This window comes from Phytoactinopolyspora halophila (genome assembly GCF_003287285.1).
Taxonomy (GTDB): Bacteria; Actinomycetota; Actinomycetes; order Jiangellales; family Jiangellaceae; genus Phytoactinopolyspora_A; species Phytoactinopolyspora_A halophila.
Genome location: NZ_QMIG01000024.1, coordinates 36,804 through 54,607, shown reverse-complemented (window position 1 = coordinate 54,607; position 17,804 = coordinate 36,804). Strand labels below are relative to the sequence as shown.

Below are 17,804 nucleotides of genomic sequence, written 5' to 3'. Positions count from 1 at the left end.
CGGTCCAGGTACTGGACCGGCAAGAATCCGTTCGAGATCGTTACGGAGGGCCAGGCCGTGGAATCGGGAACAACCAGGTCGCGTGTGAACCTGTAGGCAGGTGGGTATAAACCTGTGGCCAGGTGCGTGTGAACTTATGGGCACGTCGCGTGTGAACCTATGAGCAACGTAGGATCACAGGCGGCGGGCCGCCCGCGCGGCCCGCCGCCAGCCAGTCCAGCCCGTTCACGACCGAGAAGAGGTTCATCGACGTGCTCCGCACCCACCACGCCGGAACGCTGCGTGCCGGCCACGCCGGCCAGACCGTCACGCTCGCCGGATGGGTCGCTCGCCGGCGAGATCACGGGGGAGTCGCGTTTCTGGATCTGCGGGATGCGTCGGGCGTGAGCCAGGTCGTCGTCCGGGACGAGTCTGTGGCCCACGAGCTGCGCAGCGAATACTGCTTGAAGATCACCGGCCAGGTGGAGAAGCGCCCCGAGGGCAACGAGAACCCGGCGTTGCCCACCGGAGATATCGAGGTCATCGCCGGTTCCGTCGAGATACTGAGCACGGCCGATCCGCTGCCGTTCCAGATTGACGACGCCTCCACCGCAGCGCCCGTGGGCGAGGAGGTGCGGCTGCGTCATCGCTACCTCGACCTGCGCCGCGACGGTCCCGCGGCCGCCATCCGGCTGCGCAGCGAGGCGAACCGGGTGGCCCGGGAAGAGTTACTCGCCGATGGCTTCGTCGAGGTCGAGACGCCCACGATGACCCGCTCGACGCCCGAGGGCGCGCGTGACTTCGTCGTTCCGGCGCGCCTGCGGCCCGGCTCGTGGTACGCGCTTCCCCAATCGCCGCAGCTGTTCAAGCAGCTGCTCATGGTGGCGGGCATCGAACGGTACTTCCAGATCGCGCGCTGCTACCGCGACGAGGACTTCCGCGCCGATCGGCAGCCAGAGTTCACCCAGCTCGACATCGAGATGAGTTTCGTGGAGCAAGACGATGTCATCGAACTGAGCGAGCGCGTGGTCGCGGCGTTGTGGAAGCTGATCGACGTCGACGTGCGTACGCCGATGCCGCGGCTGACGTACCGGGAAGCGTTCGACCGCTACGGTACAGACAAGCCTGACCTGCGGTTCGGCCTGCCGATCACGGAGCTGACCGACCACTTCGCCGACACGTCGTTTCGCGTGTTCCAAGCTCCTTACGTCGGCGGCGTCGTGTATCCGCGGGGCGCGTCGCAGACCCGCAAGGAGCTCGACGGCTGGCAGGACTGGGCGAAGGCGCGGGGCGCGAAAGGTCTCGCCTACGTTCTGGTCGGCGAGGACGGCGAGCTGTCCGGTCCGGTGGCCAAGAACCTCTCGGAATCCGAAAGGGCGGCACTTCCCGATCTGGTGGGCGCCGATCCCGGTGATGCGATCTTCTTCGCGGCCGGCTCCCGGAAACCGTCGCAGTCCCTGCTGGGGGCGGCACGCCTGGAGATCGGCCAGCGAACCGGACTGATCGACGAGGACGCGTGGTCGTTCGTGTGGATCGTCGACGCACCGATGTTCGAGGCGGTTGCCGACACCGACGACGTCGCCGTCGGTACGGGTGCCTGGACCGCCGTGCATCACGCCTTCACCGCTCCCAAGCCCGAGTGGCTGGACAGTTTCGACGCCGATCCGGCGAATGCGCTGGCGTATGCCTACGATCTGGTGTGCAACGGCAACGAGATCGGTGGCGGGTCCATCCGTATCCACCGCCGCGATGTGCAACAGCGGGTGTTCGATGTGATGGGCCTCTCGCCCGAGCAGGCGCAGGAGAAGTTCGGTTTCCTGCTGGACGCGTTCAAGTACGGCGCGCCGCCGCACGGCGGTATTGCCTTCGGCTGGGACCGTATCGTTGCCCTGTTGGCTGGCACGGAGTCGATCCGGGACGTGATCGCCTTCCCGAAGACCGGGGGCGGCTTCGACCCGCTGACCGGCGCTCCGGCACCGATCACCGCGCAGCAGCGCAAGGAGGCCGGGGTAGACGTCATTCCCGGCGAGGACGAGAGCTCCTGACCGCGTTCCGCAGCCGCCGGCACCGAACGTAGAGGTCGTCAACGAACCGACATTATCGAGGCCATGACCTCGATAATGTCGGTTCGTTGGTCGCCCCCTCCCATGATCATGAACACAAACCGGCCACATAGGTCGATAGGTGTTCATGATCATGGGAGGGGGCGTGACGACCTTATTCGTTTCAGTTCCTATTTCATCTTCGTAACGACCAACGTACGTGCGTATTGACGTCAAATGTCCGCTGTGTTTCTCTTTGCGTTAGTGATCCGGTTCAGTAGGTCGCTCTCGGCGCCTCGGGCGGCCTAGCAGAGTGTCTGCCAACGCGACATCCCCCAACACAGCCAAGACATCGAGGGGTATCCGAAGCTCCCTCGGGAGCGCTCCCGAAATGTCCCGCGAACGCCACCCGCGACGACGTACCCGAGAGAGGAGCGACACGATGCGTCAGTGGAGGAGATTTCTGGTTCCGCTTGCCGGCGCTGGCCTGGTGCTGGCTGCCTGTACCGAGGACGTGACCGATGATGTAGCCGACGGCGAGAACGTCGACGAGGCCGAGGACACTGACGACGCTGATAGTGCAAACGCCGGCGAGTTTCCACGCAACGAGACGGTGTATACCGGCGGTGCGGAGTGGGGCACGTACGAGGACTGGAACCCCAACACCGACGGTGAGGCAACGTTCGTGCGCGGATTCCTGTACGAGACGCTGTTCTGGTTCGATCCCTGGGAAGCCGAGCTGAAGCCGTGGCTGGCCGAGAGCGGCGAATGGATCGAGGAGGACGTCTACGAGGTCGCGCTCCGTGATGGGATCACGTGGCACGACGGCGAGCAGCTCACCGCCGATGACGTGAAATTCACCTTTGACCTGCGCGACGTTCCCGGCGTCGAGTTTCCCGAGCTGGACGAGTGGCTCGACGAGGTGGAGGTCGTCGACGATCTGACGGTGCGCTTCCACTTCTCCGACCCCCGTGCCGGGCAGTGGGACAACGTGCTCTACGACCGCGAGATCGTTCCGGAGCACACGTGGGGCGAGATGGATCGCGAGGAGATCCCGGAGGCCTCGGGCGAGGACATCACGATCGGAAGTGGTGCCTACGAATACCACAGCCACGACGAGAACCGGGCCCGGTACGAGCGCTACGACGACTGGTGGGCCACGGAGCATCTGGGTCTGGAGATGGCCGCGCGTTACGTCGTGGATTTCCGCAACGAGAGCAACGAAGTTGCGATGAGCCAGATCCTGCAGAACGAGCTGGACCTGAGCAACTTCTTCTTGCCGGGAATCAACCAGGTGCCTGAGTTCGGTGAGAGCGTGCACACGTTCTATTCCGAGGAGCCGTACATGCTCTCGGCGAATACGGCCTCCCTGATCCCGAATCACGACCGGTCGCCGACCGACGACGCAGACTTGCGCCGTGCGCTGGCCTTCAGCATCGACGTGGACGACATCGTCGACACGGGTTACCAGGGCATCGTCGAGAAGGCCGACCCCACGGGGATGCTGCCGCTGTGGCTCGACCAGGGATTCCGTGACGACGAGGTGGTGGAGGAACACGGCTTCAGCTACGACCCGGAGGAAGCCGAACGCATCCTGGATGAGGCTGGTTACGTCGACGAGGACGGTGACGGCTGGCGTGAGACGCCGGACGGTGAGGACATGGAGCTGGACTTCATCGTGCCGAGCGGGTGGACCGACTGGGAGCTGGCGGCCGAGGTCATCGAGGAGAACTTGCACGACGTCGGTGTGAATGTCGTGCTCGACTTCGTCGACCCCGGACAGGAGCTGGATCCCCGGCGCGACTCCGGCGACTACGATCTGGTGTTCGACAACCAGATGCTCCTGCAGAACCACCTGTTTGCCCAGTACTTCTACCTGTATGAGCTACCCGTCCTGGACGAGCAGGCGAACCGGGACAACCCTCACCGGGTGGAGAACGAGCACGCGTGGGAGCTCACGCAGGAGCTCGCCCGGCTGGGCACGCCGCCCACCGATGATCCGGATGACGACGAGCGCTTCATGGAGATCGTCTCCGAGTTGCAGGAGATCACGCTGGAAGACATGGTGATCATTCCGCTTTGGTACAACGGCCTGTGGTCGCAGGTGAACGACTCCACCTGGACGAACTGGCCGTCCGATGATCCGGATACGCCCAACTACTACCCGACGACGTGGGCCAACGAGTTCATGCTCGGTGGGCTGATGACGTTCACCGAGATCGAGCCGGCTGGCTGACCACCGATCCGTCGGTCCCGGCCGGCCCGGTGACGGTCCGGCCGGGACCGATGTCACCCGATCACGAAGGGGGCCGGACGCCGGCTCTGGTCGAGGAGGTCCTGTGGGGCGATATCTCGGACGAAAAGGGCTGATCTACGCCCTGACCCTGTTCGTTGCCGTGACCATCAACTGGATGCTTCCGCGGTTCATGCCGGGTGACCCGATCTCGGACATGGTGTCCCGGGCGGGGCTGCGCGATCCGGAGGCGGCAGCCCGCATGCAGGCATATTACGAGAACCTGTTCGGCCTCGACGTGCCGATCTGGCAGCAGTATCTCAACTACTGGGGCTCTTTGTTCTCGTGGCCGCCAGATCTGGGAATCAGCATGTGGTCGTTTCCCAGGCCCGTGGGCGATCTGGTGATGGGGGCATTGCCGTACACACTCGCGCTGCTGATTCCGGCGATCCTGCTGAGCTGGTACGTGGGCAACAAGCTTGGTGCGCTGGCGGCCCGGCGGAAGGCACTCGACAACACGGTGCTGCCCGTCTCGTACTTGCTGACCGCGACACCGTACATGTGGCTGGCGATCTTGCTGGTGTGGTTCGGCGGGATGCAACTCGGATGGTTCCCGAGCTCGCGAGCCTACTCCGGAAACCTGGTGCCGGAGTTCTCCATGTCCTTCATCGGCAGTCTGGCACTGCACTGGGTGTTGCCGTTCTTGTCGCTGTTCCTCGTCGCGCTCGGGGGTTGGGCGATCGGGATGCGCAACCTGGTGATCTACGAGCTGGAGTCGGACTATTCCAACTACCTGGGCGCCCTCGGCGCGCCGCCACGGCTGATTCGCAAGTACGCCTTCCGCAACGCGATGCTTCCCCAGATCACCGGCCTGGCTCTGCAGCTCGGCGTGGTGCTGACCGGGAACATCGTTACCGAGGTGGTCTTCAACTACCCAGGGCTGGGTTTGCTGCTGCTCAACGCCATCACCAGCACGGACTTCTTCCTGCTCCAGGGCATCGTGCTCTTCGTGGTGATTGGCGTGTTGATCTGCAACTTCGTCATAGACATCGTTTACGTCTGGGTCGATCCGCGTACCCGGACCGGGCTACAGGGGGCGAGCGCATGACCGACATGAAGTCCAGCCCTGCCGGTCGCTCCGGCGCGGCCGCGCCGGCTCCCGATCCTGCGAGTGCCGCACCAGGCCAGACGGCGACGACCGATCCGCTCGGCGCGGCTCCCGCACTGGCCGGGCGCCGGCGCTCGGAGATGCTCTACTTCGCGTTACGTAACCCGAAGGTGATCCTCGGCCTGTCCGTGATCGTCGCGTTCCTCCTCTTCGGGTTGCTGGGCCCGTTGTTCAGCGAGTTCGGGCCGCGCGAGCGCAACGCCGGACCGCTGGGAGCGGCGCCGTCCAGCGATTTCTGGCTCGGCACAACCTGGACCGGCCAGGACGTGTTCACCCAGCTCGCACACGGCACCCGGGCGACGTTCCAGGTCGCGCTCATGGCCGCTGCCATCTCCGCGTTCATCGGCATGACGATGGGGTTCGTCGCTGGATACCGGGGTGGCCGGCTTGACGAGATCCTGATGATGATCACGAACATCGTCCTCGTCCTGCCCGTGTTCGTCGTCGTGATCGTCGTGACCGCGTACCTCGGCATCTCCAACACCGCCACGCAGGCGCTCGTGATCGGTTTGTTCAACTGGACCTGGGTCGCCCGGGCGGTACGGGCCCAGACGCTGTCCCTGCGAGCGCGGGACTTCGTCGACCTCGCGCGGCTGAGCGGAGTGCGCACGTTGAGCATCATCCGCCGCGAGATCGCGCCCAACATGGCGTCGTACCTCGTCATGACCTTCATCTTGCTGTTCGCGGGTGCCATCGTGTTCGCCGCCACGCTCGACTTCCTGAATCTGGGCCCGCGCGGCGGCATGTCGCTGGGGCTGATGTTGCAACAGGCAAACCAGCAGGCCGCGATGTCGTTGGGCCTGTGGTGGTGGTTCGTCTTTCCGGGCGCGGCAATCACGGCGATCACCGGATCGGCATATCTCACCAACGTCGGCCTGGACGAGGTGTTCAACCCCAAGTTGAGGGAGATGTGAGCGTATGAGCCTGCACGTGGACGACCTGCGGGTCTATTACCGCACCGTGCACGGGGACGTACAGGCCCTCGACGGCGTCACGTTCACCGTGGAGGACGGCGAGATCATGGGGGTGGCCGGGGAATCCGGCTGCGGCAAGACGACGCTCAGCAAGAGCCTGATCCGCCTCGACGGCCGCATGCGTCACATCGGGGGAACGGTCGAACTTGACGGCTCCGTGTTGCCCCTGGAAGACGACCGCGCGATGAACCGGTTCCGGTTCACCGACGTGTCGATCATTCCGCAGTATGCCATGAGCGCGATGAACCCGATCCGCAAGATCGGCACGATGATGCGCGAGTTGTTGGAGTCGCGTGGCGTCGACTTCAAACAGCTCCGTCCCGAGCTGGAGCGTCGCCTGGAGCTAGTGGGCCTGTCCCGGGATGTCTTGACCATGTTTCCGATCGAGCTGTCCGGCGGGATGAAGCAGCGCACCGTGATGGTGCTCTCGACGCTGTTGAACCCGTCCCTGCTCATCGCCGACGAGGTGACGTCCGCGCTGGACGTGTCCACGCAGCGGGCAGTTGCCGAGACGATGGCGGAGTTCCGCGATCGGGAATTCGTGACCAGCCTGATCTTCGTCACCCACGACGTCTCGCTGGTCTACCAGATCGCCGACACGATCATGGTCATGTACGCGGGAAAGCTGGCGGAGAAAGCCCCCGCCGACACGCTGGTGAAACAGCCGCGGCACCCGTACACGCAGCAGCTCATCTCGTCACTTCCCGAGGTCGGCGTGCGCTACGAGGAGCAGCAACTTGCCGGGATTCCGGGAACGCCACCGGGATTGCTCGATCCTCCCGGCGGATGCCGGTTCCGCGCCCGGTGTCCGCTGGCGTTCGACAAGTGTGTGGAAGAGCCCCCGTTCGTGGAGATCGAGCCCGGCCACTCGGTGGCGTGCTGGAAGGCGATGTGACGATGTTGACGGTTGATCGAGTATCGAAGGTGTATCGGACGGGTGCGTTCGGCACGAACCAGCTGACGGCGGTGCAGGATGTCAGCTTCGACATCAATCCGGGCGAGGTGGTGTCCCTGATCGGGGAGAGCGGCAGCGGCAAGACGACGATCGGGAAGATGGTGCTGCGCCTGGCATCGATCACCTCGGGCACGATCACGCTCGACGGCGTCGACATCTCCACGTACCGGGGCCGCGGTCTGAAGAACTACTATCGCCACGTTCAAGGTGTGTTCCAGGATCCGTTCAGCTCGTTCAACCCGATCTTCAAGGCGGATCGCGTATTCGCGATGCTCAAGGGCCAGTACTTCTCGTCGATGGGCCGCGACGCGTGGCAGCACAAGGTGGAGGCCGCTCTCGACGCGGTGCGGCTCGACCCGGCGGCCGTGGTGAACAAGTACCCGCACCAGCTCAGTGGTGGCCAGTTGCAGCGCCTGCTGATTGCCCGCGCGTTGTTGCTCGACATCAAGGTCCTCGTCGCCGACGAGATCATCAGCATGCTCGATGCCTCCACCCGGATCGACGTGTTGAACCTGCTTGCCGAACTCAAGGCCGACGGACTGGGTATCCTCTTCGTCACGCACGATCTCGCGCTGGGCAACTACATCAGCGACAAGACCGTCATCCTGCAAAAAGGGGTCATGGTCGAGACGGGCGAGACGACGGCCGTGTTCACCGATCCCCAGCACCCGTACACGCAGCAGCTCCTGGCGTCGGTGCCGCGCCTGGATCGACGCTGGCAGAAATGAGTGTTGGTGGTGCCGACGCCGGTGGAATGATGACGGTGCGAAGCGCGTCGGAATGCGCAGAATTCTGGGGAGGATGAGTGACCAAGCCGCCGACGATCGCCGACATCGCCAAGCGTGCTGGCCTCTCCAAGGGTGCCGTGTCGTATGCGCTCAACGGCCGGCCAGGGGTGTCGGAGGCAACCCGGCAGCGAGTCCTCAAGCTCGCGGCCGAGATGAACTGGCATCCCAACAGCGCAGCGCGGGCACTGTCAGGGGCTCGTGCCGGCGCGGTCGGGCTTGCCCTGGCGCGGCCGGCGAGCGTCCTCGGCATCGAGCCGTTCTTCATGAGATTGATTTCGGGGATCGAGACGGCGCTGTCTGCCGCATCGGTGGCGTTGCACCTGCAGATCGTGAGTGATCACGAGGCGGAGATCGCGATCTATCGCAGGTGGTGGGCCGAGCAGCGTATCGACGGCGCGTTCATCGCCGATCTTTGGGTGGGCGACTCGCGACTTCCCGTCCTTGAACAGCTGGACCTACCGGCAGTGATCATCGGTGGTCCGGCCGAGCGCAGCACGTTGCCCGGCGTCTGGGTCGACGATTCGGCCGGCATGGCGATGATCGTCGAGTATCTCGCTGCCCTGGGACATCGCCGGCTCGCACATGTCAGCGGATTGCCGAGCATGTTGCATACCCAGCAGCGCCAGGCCGCCTTCGACGCCGCGGTGGCGCGGCTGGGTCTGGACGAGCCGGCCGGAATGAGCACGGACTACAGCGCGGAGCAGAGCTCTCAGGTGACGCGGCGGCTGCTCAGCCTCACGCCACGGCCCACGGCCATCATCTACGACAACGACGTGATGGCAGTGGCCGGCACGTCGGTTGCCCACGAGATGGGCGTCGACGTTCCGGGACAGGTCTCGATCGTGGCGTGGGAGGACTCCGTGTTGTGCCATATCGTGCACCCGCCGCTGTCGGCGCTGAGCCGGGATGTCGTGGCCCACGGTGCCCGCGCGGCCGAACACCTGCTCGCCAAGATCGGGGGCGAGGATGTCGACGACTATCAGGTGGACACTCCCGCCCTGGTCACGAGGGGAAGTACCGGCCGGGCACCACGCTGAGCGGTGTCCCGACCACCAGCGACCCGCACGGTCACCTCCCGCGATCGGCTCGCACCGTCCAACCGTCCACGTGTCGGCCGACCCCGCACCCCGGGGGCGACGGACGACGGCGATCGGTTATCATGAATGACGTGATTTACGGTATTGCAGGCACGGCCTCCTGCCGGCTGCGTCGCACCAGCGCGGCGTAGCCGAACAGCTGGCTGATCACACACTCGGCAAGCGCGGGTACGCCGCATACCGCGCAGGTCCCGGCGAACTCTCGTTCCCGGTCGACCGCGCGGTCGCGCATTTCTCGATGACCGGCGTAAGCGGTTCTGGCTATATCCGCCGAACCGTTTCTGACCCGAGACGGCCGTGTGATGACAACTGCATGGAACAGGCACAATCGCAATTCACCGAATAACTCTCCTGGAATTCACCTCCTTCGTGACGCGTCGGTCGCGCGGCGGCTCGTGACGTCCGCGGCGGTGACGACCGGAGATCTCGTCGTCGAGTTCGGCGCCGGAACCGGCGCATTGACGGCATATCTGGAGCGTACCGGGGCGCGGGTGATCGCCGTAGAAGATCACCCCCGGTTCGTCAGGCGTCTCGAACGGCGCTTCGCCGCGGGCGGCACCGTTCGCGTCGTCGCCGAGGACGCCCGTGCGGTCCCGCTGCCGAACCGGCCGTACAGCGTGGTCGCCAGTATCCCGTACGCGATCTCCACCCAGCTTCTGCGCCGCCTTCTCGGTCCGGACGACACCGCGCTCGTCGCGGCAGACCTCGTCGTGGAGTGGGGTTTTGCGAAGCGTGTGACGTCGAGCCAACCCCGGAATTTCGACGTGGCATGGTGGCAGGCCCGGTTCGACATGTGGATCGCGGCACGAGTTCCGGCACGCAGCTTCCAGCCCTCGCCCCAGGTCGATTCGGCTCACCTGGTGGTACGGCGTCGCCCGGGCACTCGTGGTGGGCAGGCGCGGCGCATCCGTCGCGACGTGCGCGCCGCATATGGAAAGAGTCCTAATAAAAGGCGGCGACGGTAAACCGGGAAGTGCGCGATTATCGCACGATCATTGCTTCTGATCTTGCTGGAGGTGTTGCCATCATGACATTCACGCGACTCGGCTTGACAAGGAGAGATACTTCTGAGATTCTCTAAATCAGAAGCAAGGCCCCCCAAGTCAGTGGCGTGGTATCCAATCTGGATGCCACGCCACTGTTCTTTTGTCACCATCGCCGTCGATGTCCAGCATGTCGTGACCAGAGCATAGGCTCGATGACATGCATCAAGAGGGTCTCTTCGGCGCCGGGCAAGCTCAACCTGCGACGCCTGCCGGGTCACTGGCGGGCGCGGACGAGGCGCATGAAGGCCAGCCGTTGGCGGTACGGATGCGCCCGCGCCACCTCGACGAAGTCATCGCCCAAGATCATTTGCTGGGACCGGGAACGCCGTTACGCCAGCTGGTCGAAGAGGACCAACCCATGGCGCTCGTGTTGTGGGGACCGCCGGGCACCGGCAAGACGACACTCGCGTACGTGGTCAGCCGCGCCACGCAGCGGCATTTCGTGGAGCTGTCGGCAGTGACCGCCGGGGTCAAGGACCTGCGCGAGGTGATGGAGCGGGCACGCCGCGAGCTCGTGCGCACGGGGACCGGCACCGTCCTGTTCGTCGACGAGGTCCACCGCTTCTCCAAGACCCAGCAAGACGCCCTGCTGCCGGGCGTCGAGAACCGATGGGTGTCGCTCGTGGCGGCTACCACCGAGAACCCGTTCTTCGCGCTGATCAGCCCGCTGCTGTCGCGCTCGTTGCTGCTCACCCTCGAACCGCTGGATTCCGACGGTATCGACGCCGTGCTGACCAAAGCTCTGCACGACGAGCGCGGCCTGGGCGGGACGGTGACAATGGAGGACGACGCGCGCGAGCATCTGGTCCGGTTGGCCGGCGGTGACGCCCGGCGCGCGCTGACGTACCTGGAAGCGGCGGCGGCCGCCGTGGCGGGAACGAATGGAGTCATCACACTCGAGGTCGCCGAGAAGGCGGTGGACCGCGCCGCCGTGCGGTATGACCGCGACGGCGACCAGCACTACGACGTGGCCAGCGCGCTCATCAAGTCGGTGCGGGGCAGTGACGTGGACGCCGCGCTGCACTACCTGGCCCGCATGGCTGAAGCTGGCGAGGATCCCAAGTTCCTGGCACGGCGGTTGATGATTCTGGCCAGCGAGGACATCGGTATGGCCGATCCATCCGCGTTGCAGACGGCCGTGGCGGCGGCCCAGGCCGTACAGATGATCGGCTGGCCGGAAGCGCAGATCACGCTGGCGCAGGCGGTGATAGCGCTTGCCTTGGCGCCGAAGTCGAACAGTGTGGTCAAGGCCATCGGAGCGGCCTCGCAGGATGTGCGCGCTGGGCTTGCCGGCGCCGTACCGCCGCATCTGCGGGATTCCCACTACCAGGGCGCGAAGAAGCTCGGCCACGGAAGCTCGTACGCGTATGCTCACGATGATCCACGCGGTGTGGTCGAACAGCAGTACGCTCCGGATTCGGTGATGGACAAGCAGTACTACGAGCCGGGTACGCGGGGCGCCGAGCGCGACTACGCCGAGCGATACGCGCGCCTACGCAAGATCATCCGAGGGGAGTGAGATCGGCCAGGCCACGACGTCGATGTCCAGGCGTGCACCGAAACGGCCAGATTGGCGAATCAGCGCACGTTTGAGGGTGGACGTTGCGAGTCGGTGTTCGCCGTGAGGCGTTCGAAGAACTCGTCCTGCGAGATGCCGCCGGCCGGGAGCCGGCCAGCGGCGACGTCGGCGGCAAGCCGCTGGAGCAGCGCGTTGACCGGCGTCGGCACCCGATGGAGGCGTCCGAGCAGCACGATCTCGCCGTTGAGGTAGTCGGTTTCCACCGACCCCGCGCCACGCGCCACGCTCTGCCAGGTTGAACTGCCCGTTCGCGGCTGGTCGCCCACGGGCCGGACGCTGAGCAGGTCGCCGCGTCGGGCCTCGTCCTCCTCGCGCGAGGCGAAGGGAATGCCGGCTGCTTCAAGGCAGGCCACGCCTTCGTCGCGGGCGCGGGTGGCGATCTCGGCGCCAGCACGGTCCAGATCGTCGTGCGGGAACACGATCTGGACCGCGTTGGCGAGGTTCAGCAACAACTTGGCGTACTTCCAGCGCATGATGTCGGTCATCGGCCGGCTGTCGAAGCTGGCGCCCGACAGCTCCGCCGTGACCTGCTCGACGACCGTGTCGACACCCTGTGGGTAGCGGCCGATGTCGAGCAGTCCGGAGATCGGTGCCGACCTGGCCTGTACCACTCCGGGTTCGAGATACGTCGCCGGGCACATGACGTGCATGGCATAGACGAAGGGGAACCGCCGCAGCGCCTGACGTTCGTTCTCCACGCCGTTCTGGGCGCACACGATCGGAAGGTCCGGGGGAGCGGAGACGACGAGATCATCGAGGGCGGGCACCGTGTCCTGGCTCTTCATGGCGAGGATGGCGACGTCGTCGGCCCGCCAGTCGACGTCGCTCACGTGAGCATGGACGGGAACATCCAGCGTCACGGTGTCGTCGGGGTCGTCAAGGCGAAGGCCACGTGTGCGCAGTGCCTCGTACTGGGCACCCCGCGCCACCAGGGCGACATCGCTGCCGTACTGGTGGAGCCGCCCTCCGATGAGACCACCGACGGCGCCGGCGCCGATGATGACATAGCGCATGATCCAGCCCCATTCGTCGTTTACGCCCGCGCATCAGCCCGGAGGCACGTCCGCGCTCACCAGTCGTGCACGGTGCCGTCGGTCAAGCGGCTCACCGGCAGATAGGCGGGCTCGTATGGGAAACGCGCGGCCGCGTCCTCGTCGTAGTCGACGCCGATGCCGGGGTTGTTGCCCGGGTGCAGTAGCCCGCCCGAAAAAGTGTAGCTGGTCCGGAAGACCTCCAAGGTCGCCGGGGAGTGCCGCATGTACTCCTGGATACCGAAGTTGTGGATGGCGAGGTCGAGATGCAGCGCCGCCGCCATGCCGACGGGGGAGACGTCGGTGGGGCCATGCATGCCGGACTTGATCTGGTACTGCGCGGCGAAGTCGAGGAGCCTTCGCATGGCCGTGATCCCGCCGGCGTGCGTGATGGCCGAACGCACGTAATCGATGAGCTGCTCGCCGATGAGCGTGCGGTAGTCGACGACGCTGTTGAAGATCTCTCCGATGGCCAGGGGCGTGGTGGTGTGCTGGCGTACCGGGCGCAGCGCCTCCGGGTTCTCGGCCGGGGTGCAGTCTTCCAGCCAGAACAGGTCGTACGGCTCGAGTGCCTTGCCAAGCTGGGCAGCCTGGATGGGCGTCATCCGGTGATGGCCGTCGTGCAACAGCGGAAGCTCGGGGCCGAACTCGTTGCGCACCGCCTCGAACACGCTCGGCAGGTGGCGCAGATACGCGCGGGTGTCCCATTCCTCCTCGCTGGGATACGCCCGGGGCTGCGCGGGTTCGTAGTCATAGCGCTGCCCGATCCCCGTGCTGGTCGCCACCCCGTAGACCTGGTCGAGGCCAGGCACGCCGGTTTGGATGCGCACGGCCCGGTATCCGAGTGCCAGATGCTCGCGGATCGAGTCGAACAGCGCCTCGAGATCGAAACCACTGGCGTGCCCGTACGCGAGGGCGCCGGTCCGGCTCGCGCCGCCGAGCAGCTGATACAGCGGGAGGCCGGCTACCTTGGCTTTGATGTCCCATAACGCGACATCGACGGCTGCGATCGCCGTCATGGTCACGGGGCCCCGGCGCCAGTACGCACCCCGGTACAGGTACTGCCACGTGTCCTCGATCTGGTGCGCATCGCGGCCGACGAGTAACGGTGCGACGTGGTCTCGCAGGTACGACACCACGGCGAGTTCCCGGCCGTTGAGGGTGGCATCGCCGAGACCAGTGACGCCGTCATCGGTGGTGATCCGGAGGGTGACGAAGTTGCGTCCAGGGCTGGTGACCAGGACATCCGCATGAGCGATCTTCATGCTCTTTGGCGCATTTCGTACGGCACGTCACCATACGCTATCAGCGCCCACGCGGGGACATCGCGGCGGTGACACGAGCGCCGATTCCGCGACCGGAACCGATCGGCGATGCGTGGTGACAACCGGCGGCACGGCCAGATGGAACCGGCGGCGCGGCCAGATGGAATCCGGGCGCCGTGAGGGCCTCGGGCGCGGTAAGGTCGGCCCTTGGAAAAGAAACCGAACCACCATCCGCATGGAAGGGCGGCACACCCATGTCCGTAGGCGAGATTGCCGGACTTATCGCGGCCGTGGCTTTCGTCGCGCTCGTCGCCATCCTCGCTTTGCCGATCATCAAGGTCGGCAAGACGGTGGACGAGCTGACCGCCACAGTCCGTGACGTGCGGCGCGAGCATGTCGCGAAGTCGGCCGTGACGGTCGACGAGACGAACACGCTGCTGGCATCGACCAACACGCAGCTTCAGCGGATCGACGCCATCACCGCCAACGCGCAAACGGTCACCACGAACGCCGCTGCGATGTCGTCGTTGTTCGCGGCGACACTCGGTGGTCCGTTGGTACGTGTCGCCGCGTTCACCTATGGCGTCCGCCGGGCCGTCGTCGGCCGGCGTGAGGGCCGCGGCCGCCGGTGGGGAGGAAACCGATGAAACGAGTCTTCTGGATCGCTCTCGGCGCGACCGCCGGTGTCATGATCGTGCGCAAGCTGACGAAAGCGGCAGACAGTTTCACCCCCGAAGGAGCAGCCGACCAGATGACGAAGGCGGCGGGAACGCTGTCGGAGGCCATCCGGGAGTTCGCCGAGGATGTGCGCGCCGGCATGGCCGAGCGTGACCAGGAGCTACGCGAAGCACTCGGAATTGTCGGCAATGACGCCGACAATGGAAGCAGTGGTGGCCGCGAACCGGACATGGCCGCCGTCGACGACCTGTTGTCCACTCATCAACGGAGAGGCACGTTCTAAGCCATGGAGACCGCCGAAATCAGGCGCCGCTTTCTCGATCATTTCGAGCGGAACGGCCACACGGTCGTGCCGAGCGCCTCGCTGATCTCCCCGGATCCGTCGCTGCTGTTCACGGTTGCGGGGATGGTGCCGTTCATCCCGTATCTGACCGGCCAGCAGGCAGCTCCGTGGCCACGCGCCACCAGCGTGCAAAAGTGCATCCGCACCCAGGACATCGACGAGGTCGGCAAGACCACCCGGCATGGCACCTTCTTCCAGATGAACGGGAACTTCTCGTTCGGTGACTACTTCAAGGAAGGCGCCATCGAGTTCGCCTGGGATCTGATCACACGATCCCAGGACGACGGAGGGTACGGCTTCGACCCGGCCAAGATCTGGGTCACCATCTACCACGATGACGACGAAGCGGCGGCGCTGTGGAAGAAGGTCGCGGATCTCCCGGAAGAGCGAATCCAGCGCCGCGGGCTGATCGACAACTACTGGCACACCGGCCAGGCCGGGCCGGGCGGGCCGTGCAGCGAGATCTACGTCGACCGCGGACCCGAGTACGGCCCTGACGGTGGCCCGCTCGTGGACGAGGACCGCTTCCTGGAGATCTGGAATCTGGTCTTCATGCAGGAGGAGATCACCGACGTCCGCGCCAAGGACGATTTCCGGGTGGTGGGCGATCTGCCGTCCAAGAACATCGACACCGGCATGGGCATGGAGCGTGTCTCCTACCTGTTGCAGGGTGTCGAGAACATGTACGAGATCGACCAGGTGTATCCGGTCATCGAGCACGCTTCCGAGCTCTCCGGCAAGCGATACGGCGCGGAGCACGACGACGACGTGCGGCTGCGGGTGGTCGGCGATCACGTGCGCAGTGCGTTGATGCTCATCGGCGACGGCGTAACGCCGTCCAACGAGGGCCGTGGTTACGTGCTGCGGCGCCTGCTGCGCCGCAGCGTCCGGGCGATGCGGCTACTCGGCTTCGACGATCCCGCCCTGCCCGAACTGTTGCCGGTCAGCCGGGACGCGATGAAGGCTGCCTACCCGGAGCTGGAGTCCGACTTCGCGCGGATCTCCACGATCGCGTACGCCGAGGAAGACACCTTCCGCAAGACCCTGCAGACCGGCACGCAGATCTTCGATCTCGCCGCCACCGAGACGAAGCAGGCCGGGCGGGCCACGCTGGCCGGCGACACCGCGTTCAAGCTGCACGACACCTACGGGTTCCCCATCGACCTCACCCTGGAGATGGCCGCCGAGCAGGGCCTGGCCGTTGACGAGGAGGGGTTCCGCCGGCTGATGGCCGAGCAGCGCGAGCGAGCCAAGGCGGACGCGCGCGCGAAGAAGACCGGCCATGGCGACATGAGCGCCTACCGGCAGCTACGCGACATCGGCGCGACACCGTTCACCGGCTACCAAGAGCTCAGCACCGACACCCGCATTCGTGGCCTGGTGCGTGACGGCGTGGGCGTGCCCGCGGCCAGCGAAGGCGAGATCGTCGAGGTCATTCTGGACCGCACGCCCTTCTACGCGGAGTCCGGCGGCCAGGAGAGCGACGCCGGCACGATCACGGCGGACGGTGCGGAGCTCGAAGTGCTGGACGTCCAGCGCCCGATCAAGGGCCTGGTGGTGCACCGCGTGCGTGTCGTGAGAGGTGAGATCACCACCGGTCAGGAGGTCCTGGCCGTGGTCGACCCGGAGTGGCGGGTCGGTGCCTGCCAGGCGCACTCGGGCACGCACGTGGTTCACGCGGCCCTGCGAGAAGTACTGGGGCCGCAGGCGCTGCAGAGCGGCTCGTACAACAAGCCCGGCTACCTGCGCCTGGACTTCTCCTGGGGGCAGGCGCTGGGTCCGGAGACACGCAGCGAGGTCGAGGAGGCGGCCAATCTGGGGATCCGGCGCGACCTGCCGGTGTCGGCCACGTACATGCCGCTAGAGAAGGCGCAGGAGATCGGTGCGCTCGCGCTGTTCGGCGAGACCTACGACGAAGAGGTTCGCGTCGTCGAGATGGGCGGCGAGTGGTCGCGGGAGCTGTGCGGTGGTACCCACGTCGCGCATTCGTCGCAGATCGGCCTGGTGACACTCACCGGGGAGAGCTCTGTCGGTGCGGGATCACGGCGTGTCGAAGGGTTCGTCGGCATCGAGGGTTTCCGGTACCTGGCGAAGGAACGCACCCTGGTCAGCCAGCTCGCGGACATGTTGAACGTGCAGCCCGAGCAACTGCCCGAGCGGGTGTCGCGGCTCGTGGGACAGGTACGTGACGCGGAGAAGAAGCTGACCCAGATGCAGAAGTCGGCGCTCGGGGCGAAGGCAGCCGAGCTCGCGGCGTCGGCGCGGGATGTGTACGGCGTCTGGCTGGTCACCCACGAGATGGACGAGGGCAGCACCGCCGATGACCTCCGGAGCCTGGTGCTGGACGTGCGGGGCAGGTTCGGCAACGAGCGCCCGGCCGTGGCGGCGAGCGCGGCAGCCGGTCCCAACGGCCGCCCGGTGATCGTCGTTGCGGCCAACGAGGAGGCCCGCCGCCGGGGGGTGACGGCCGGGGGACTGGTCAAGGCTGCCGCCCAGGTGCTCGGCGGTGGCGGCGGCGGAAAGGACGACGTCGCGCAGGGAGGAGGCACCGATGCTTCCAAGATCGCCGAGGCGCTGGGTGAGGTCGAGCACGTCGTCGCCGAGACGGTGACGCGCGGTTCGTGAC

At 65.9% G+C, this 17,804-nt stretch carries 15 protein-coding genes; 12 read left to right on the top strand and 3 right to left on the bottom strand.

Annotated features, from left to right (window positions below; all coding sequences use genetic code 11):
- Positions 1 to 251 precede the first annotated feature (251 nt).
- From aspS to DPM12_RS18295, 7 genes are all read left to right on the top strand, one after another.
- Positions 252 to 2,024: an aspartate--tRNA ligase gene (gene aspS, locus DPM12_RS18325; protein ID WP_112259802.1), complete on the top strand. Its 1,773-nt coding sequence runs from the start codon at positions 252 to 254 to the stop codon at positions 2,022 to 2,024.
- Positions 2,025 to 2,463: 439 nt separating this feature from the next.
- The gene (locus tag DPM12_RS18320) at positions 2,464 to 4,257 is read left to right on the top strand and encodes an ABC transporter substrate-binding protein (RefSeq protein ID WP_158542945.1); all 1,794 of its coding nucleotides are present in this window, start codon (positions 2,464 to 2,466) and stop codon (positions 4,255 to 4,257) included.
- A 103-nt stretch (positions 4,258 to 4,360) separates the two neighbouring features.
- Positions 4,361 to 5,362 carry an ABC transporter permease gene (locus DPM12_RS18315; protein WP_112259800.1) on the top strand — a complete coding sequence of 334 codons (1,002 nt, stop codon included), beginning with the start codon at positions 4,361 to 4,363 and terminating at the stop codon, positions 5,360 to 5,362.
- A 5-nt stretch (positions 5,363 to 5,367) separates the two neighbouring features.
- Positions 5,368 to 6,336, top strand: coding sequence for an ABC transporter permease (locus tag DPM12_RS18310; RefSeq protein ID WP_425467612.1), 969 nt, complete (start codon positions 5,368 to 5,370; stop codon positions 6,334 to 6,336).
- A 4-nt stretch (positions 6,337 to 6,340) separates the two neighbouring features.
- Entirely contained in the window at positions 6,341 to 7,291 is a 951-nt protein-coding gene (locus DPM12_RS18305; protein WP_112259798.1) for an ABC transporter ATP-binding protein, read from the top strand.
- A 2-nt stretch (positions 7,292 to 7,293) separates the two neighbouring features.
- Complete coding sequence (locus tag DPM12_RS18300; protein WP_112259827.1) at positions 7,294 to 8,079, top strand: ABC transporter ATP-binding protein; 786 nt, start codon at positions 7,294 to 7,296, stop codon at positions 8,077 to 8,079.
- 77 nt (positions 8,080 to 8,156) lie between these two features.
- Positions 8,157 to 9,176 carry a LacI family DNA-binding transcriptional regulator gene (locus tag DPM12_RS18295; RefSeq protein ID WP_112259797.1) on the top strand — a complete coding sequence of 340 codons (1,020 nt, stop codon included), beginning with the start codon at positions 8,157 to 8,159 and terminating at the stop codon, positions 9,174 to 9,176.
- A 136-nt stretch (positions 9,177 to 9,312) separates the two neighbouring features.
- On the opposite strand, the gene DPM12_RS23275 is transcribed toward DPM12_RS18295, so the two are convergent.
- Positions 9,313 to 9,468, bottom strand: coding sequence for a hypothetical protein (locus tag DPM12_RS23275; RefSeq protein ID WP_158542944.1), 156 nt, complete (start codon positions 9,466 to 9,468; stop codon positions 9,313 to 9,315).
- 70 nt (positions 9,469 to 9,538) lie between these two features.
- Here DPM12_RS23275 and DPM12_RS18290 point away from each other — a divergent pair, with 70 nt between their 5' ends.
- Positions 9,539 to 10,201 carry a 23S rRNA (adenine(2058)-N(6))-methyltransferase Erm(C) gene (locus DPM12_RS18290; RefSeq protein ID WP_112259796.1) on the top strand — a complete coding sequence of 221 codons (663 nt, stop codon included), beginning with the start codon at positions 9,539 to 9,541 and terminating at the stop codon, positions 10,199 to 10,201.
- Positions 10,202 to 10,439: 238 nt separating this feature from the next.
- The gene (locus tag DPM12_RS18285; RefSeq protein ID WP_112259795.1) at positions 10,440 to 11,801 is read left to right on the top strand and encodes a replication-associated recombination protein A; all 1,362 of its coding nucleotides are present in this window, start codon (positions 10,440 to 10,442) and stop codon (positions 11,799 to 11,801) included.
- Positions 11,802 to 11,860: 59 nt separating this feature from the next.
- Here the strand turns inward: DPM12_RS18285 and DPM12_RS18280 are convergent, their stop codons facing one another.
- Complete coding sequence (locus DPM12_RS18280; protein WP_112259794.1) at positions 11,861 to 12,874, bottom strand: ketopantoate reductase family protein; 1,014 nt, start codon at positions 12,872 to 12,874, stop codon at positions 11,861 to 11,863.
- A gap of 56 nt (positions 12,875 to 12,930) precedes the next feature.
- The gene (gene manD, locus DPM12_RS18275) at positions 12,931 to 14,157 is read right to left on the bottom strand and encodes a D-mannonate dehydratase ManD (protein ID WP_112259793.1); all 1,227 of its coding nucleotides are present in this window, start codon (positions 14,155 to 14,157) and stop codon (positions 12,931 to 12,933) included.
- Positions 14,158 to 14,411: 254 nt separating this feature from the next.
- Between manD and DPM12_RS18270 the strand changes: the two genes are divergently transcribed.
- Genes DPM12_RS18270 through alaS form a run of 3 tightly spaced genes read left to right on the top strand, consistent with a single transcriptional unit; the run spans position 14,412 to position 17,803 of the window.
- Positions 14,412 to 14,804, top strand: a complete 393-nt coding sequence (locus DPM12_RS18270; protein WP_112259792.1) for a DUF948 domain-containing protein — start codon at positions 14,412 to 14,414, stop codon at positions 14,802 to 14,804.
- Positions 14,801 to 15,118, top strand: a complete 318-nt coding sequence (locus tag DPM12_RS18265) for a DUF6167 family protein (RefSeq protein ID WP_112259791.1) — start codon at positions 14,801 to 14,803, stop codon at positions 15,116 to 15,118. Before DPM12_RS18270 ends, DPM12_RS18265 begins: the two co-directional genes overlap by 4 nt.
- Positions 15,119 to 15,121: 3 nt before the next feature.
- Positions 15,122 to 17,803 carry an alanine--tRNA ligase gene (alaS, locus tag DPM12_RS18260; protein WP_112259790.1) on the top strand — a complete coding sequence of 894 codons (2,682 nt, stop codon included), beginning with the start codon at positions 15,122 to 15,124 and terminating at the stop codon, positions 17,801 to 17,803.
- Position 17,804 lies beyond the last annotated feature (1 nt).

Coding starts and splice junctions, on each gene's coding strand:
- DPM12_RS18300 (WP_112259827.1), top strand. CDS start 7,294: ATGTTGACGGTTGATCGAGTATCGAAGGTGTATCGGACGGGTGCGTTC.
- DPM12_RS23275 (WP_158542944.1), bottom strand. CDS start 9,468: ATGCGCGACCGCGCGGTCGACCGGGAACGAGAGTTCGCCGGGACCTGC.
- alaS (WP_112259790.1), top strand. CDS start 15,122: ATGGAGACCGCCGAAATCAGGCGCCGCTTTCTCGATCATTTCGAGCGG.
- DPM12_RS18280 (WP_112259794.1), bottom strand. CDS start 12,874: ATGCGCTATGTCATCATCGGCGCCGGCGCCGTCGGTGGTCTCATCGGA.
- DPM12_RS18310 (WP_425467612.1), top strand. CDS start 5,368: ATGAAGTCCAGCCCTGCCGGTCGCTCCGGCGCGGCCGCGCCGGCTCCC.
- DPM12_RS18320 (WP_158542945.1), top strand. CDS start 2,464: ATGCGTCAGTGGAGGAGATTTCTGGTTCCGCTTGCCGGCGCTGGCCTG.
- DPM12_RS18270 (WP_112259792.1), top strand. CDS start 14,412: ATGTCCGTAGGCGAGATTGCCGGACTTATCGCGGCCGTGGCTTTCGTC.
- DPM12_RS18290 (WP_112259796.1), top strand. CDS start 9,539: ATGACAACTGCATGGAACAGGCACAATCGCAATTCACCGAATAACTCT.
- DPM12_RS18265 (WP_112259791.1), top strand. CDS start 14,801: ATGAAACGAGTCTTCTGGATCGCTCTCGGCGCGACCGCCGGTGTCATG.
- DPM12_RS18305 (WP_112259798.1), top strand. CDS start 6,341: ATGAGCCTGCACGTGGACGACCTGCGGGTCTATTACCGCACCGTGCAC.
- DPM12_RS18285 (WP_112259795.1), top strand. CDS start 10,440: ATGCATCAAGAGGGTCTCTTCGGCGCCGGGCAAGCTCAACCTGCGACG.
- manD (WP_112259793.1), bottom strand. CDS start 14,157: ATGAAGATCGCTCATGCGGATGTCCTGGTCACCAGCCCTGGACGCAAC.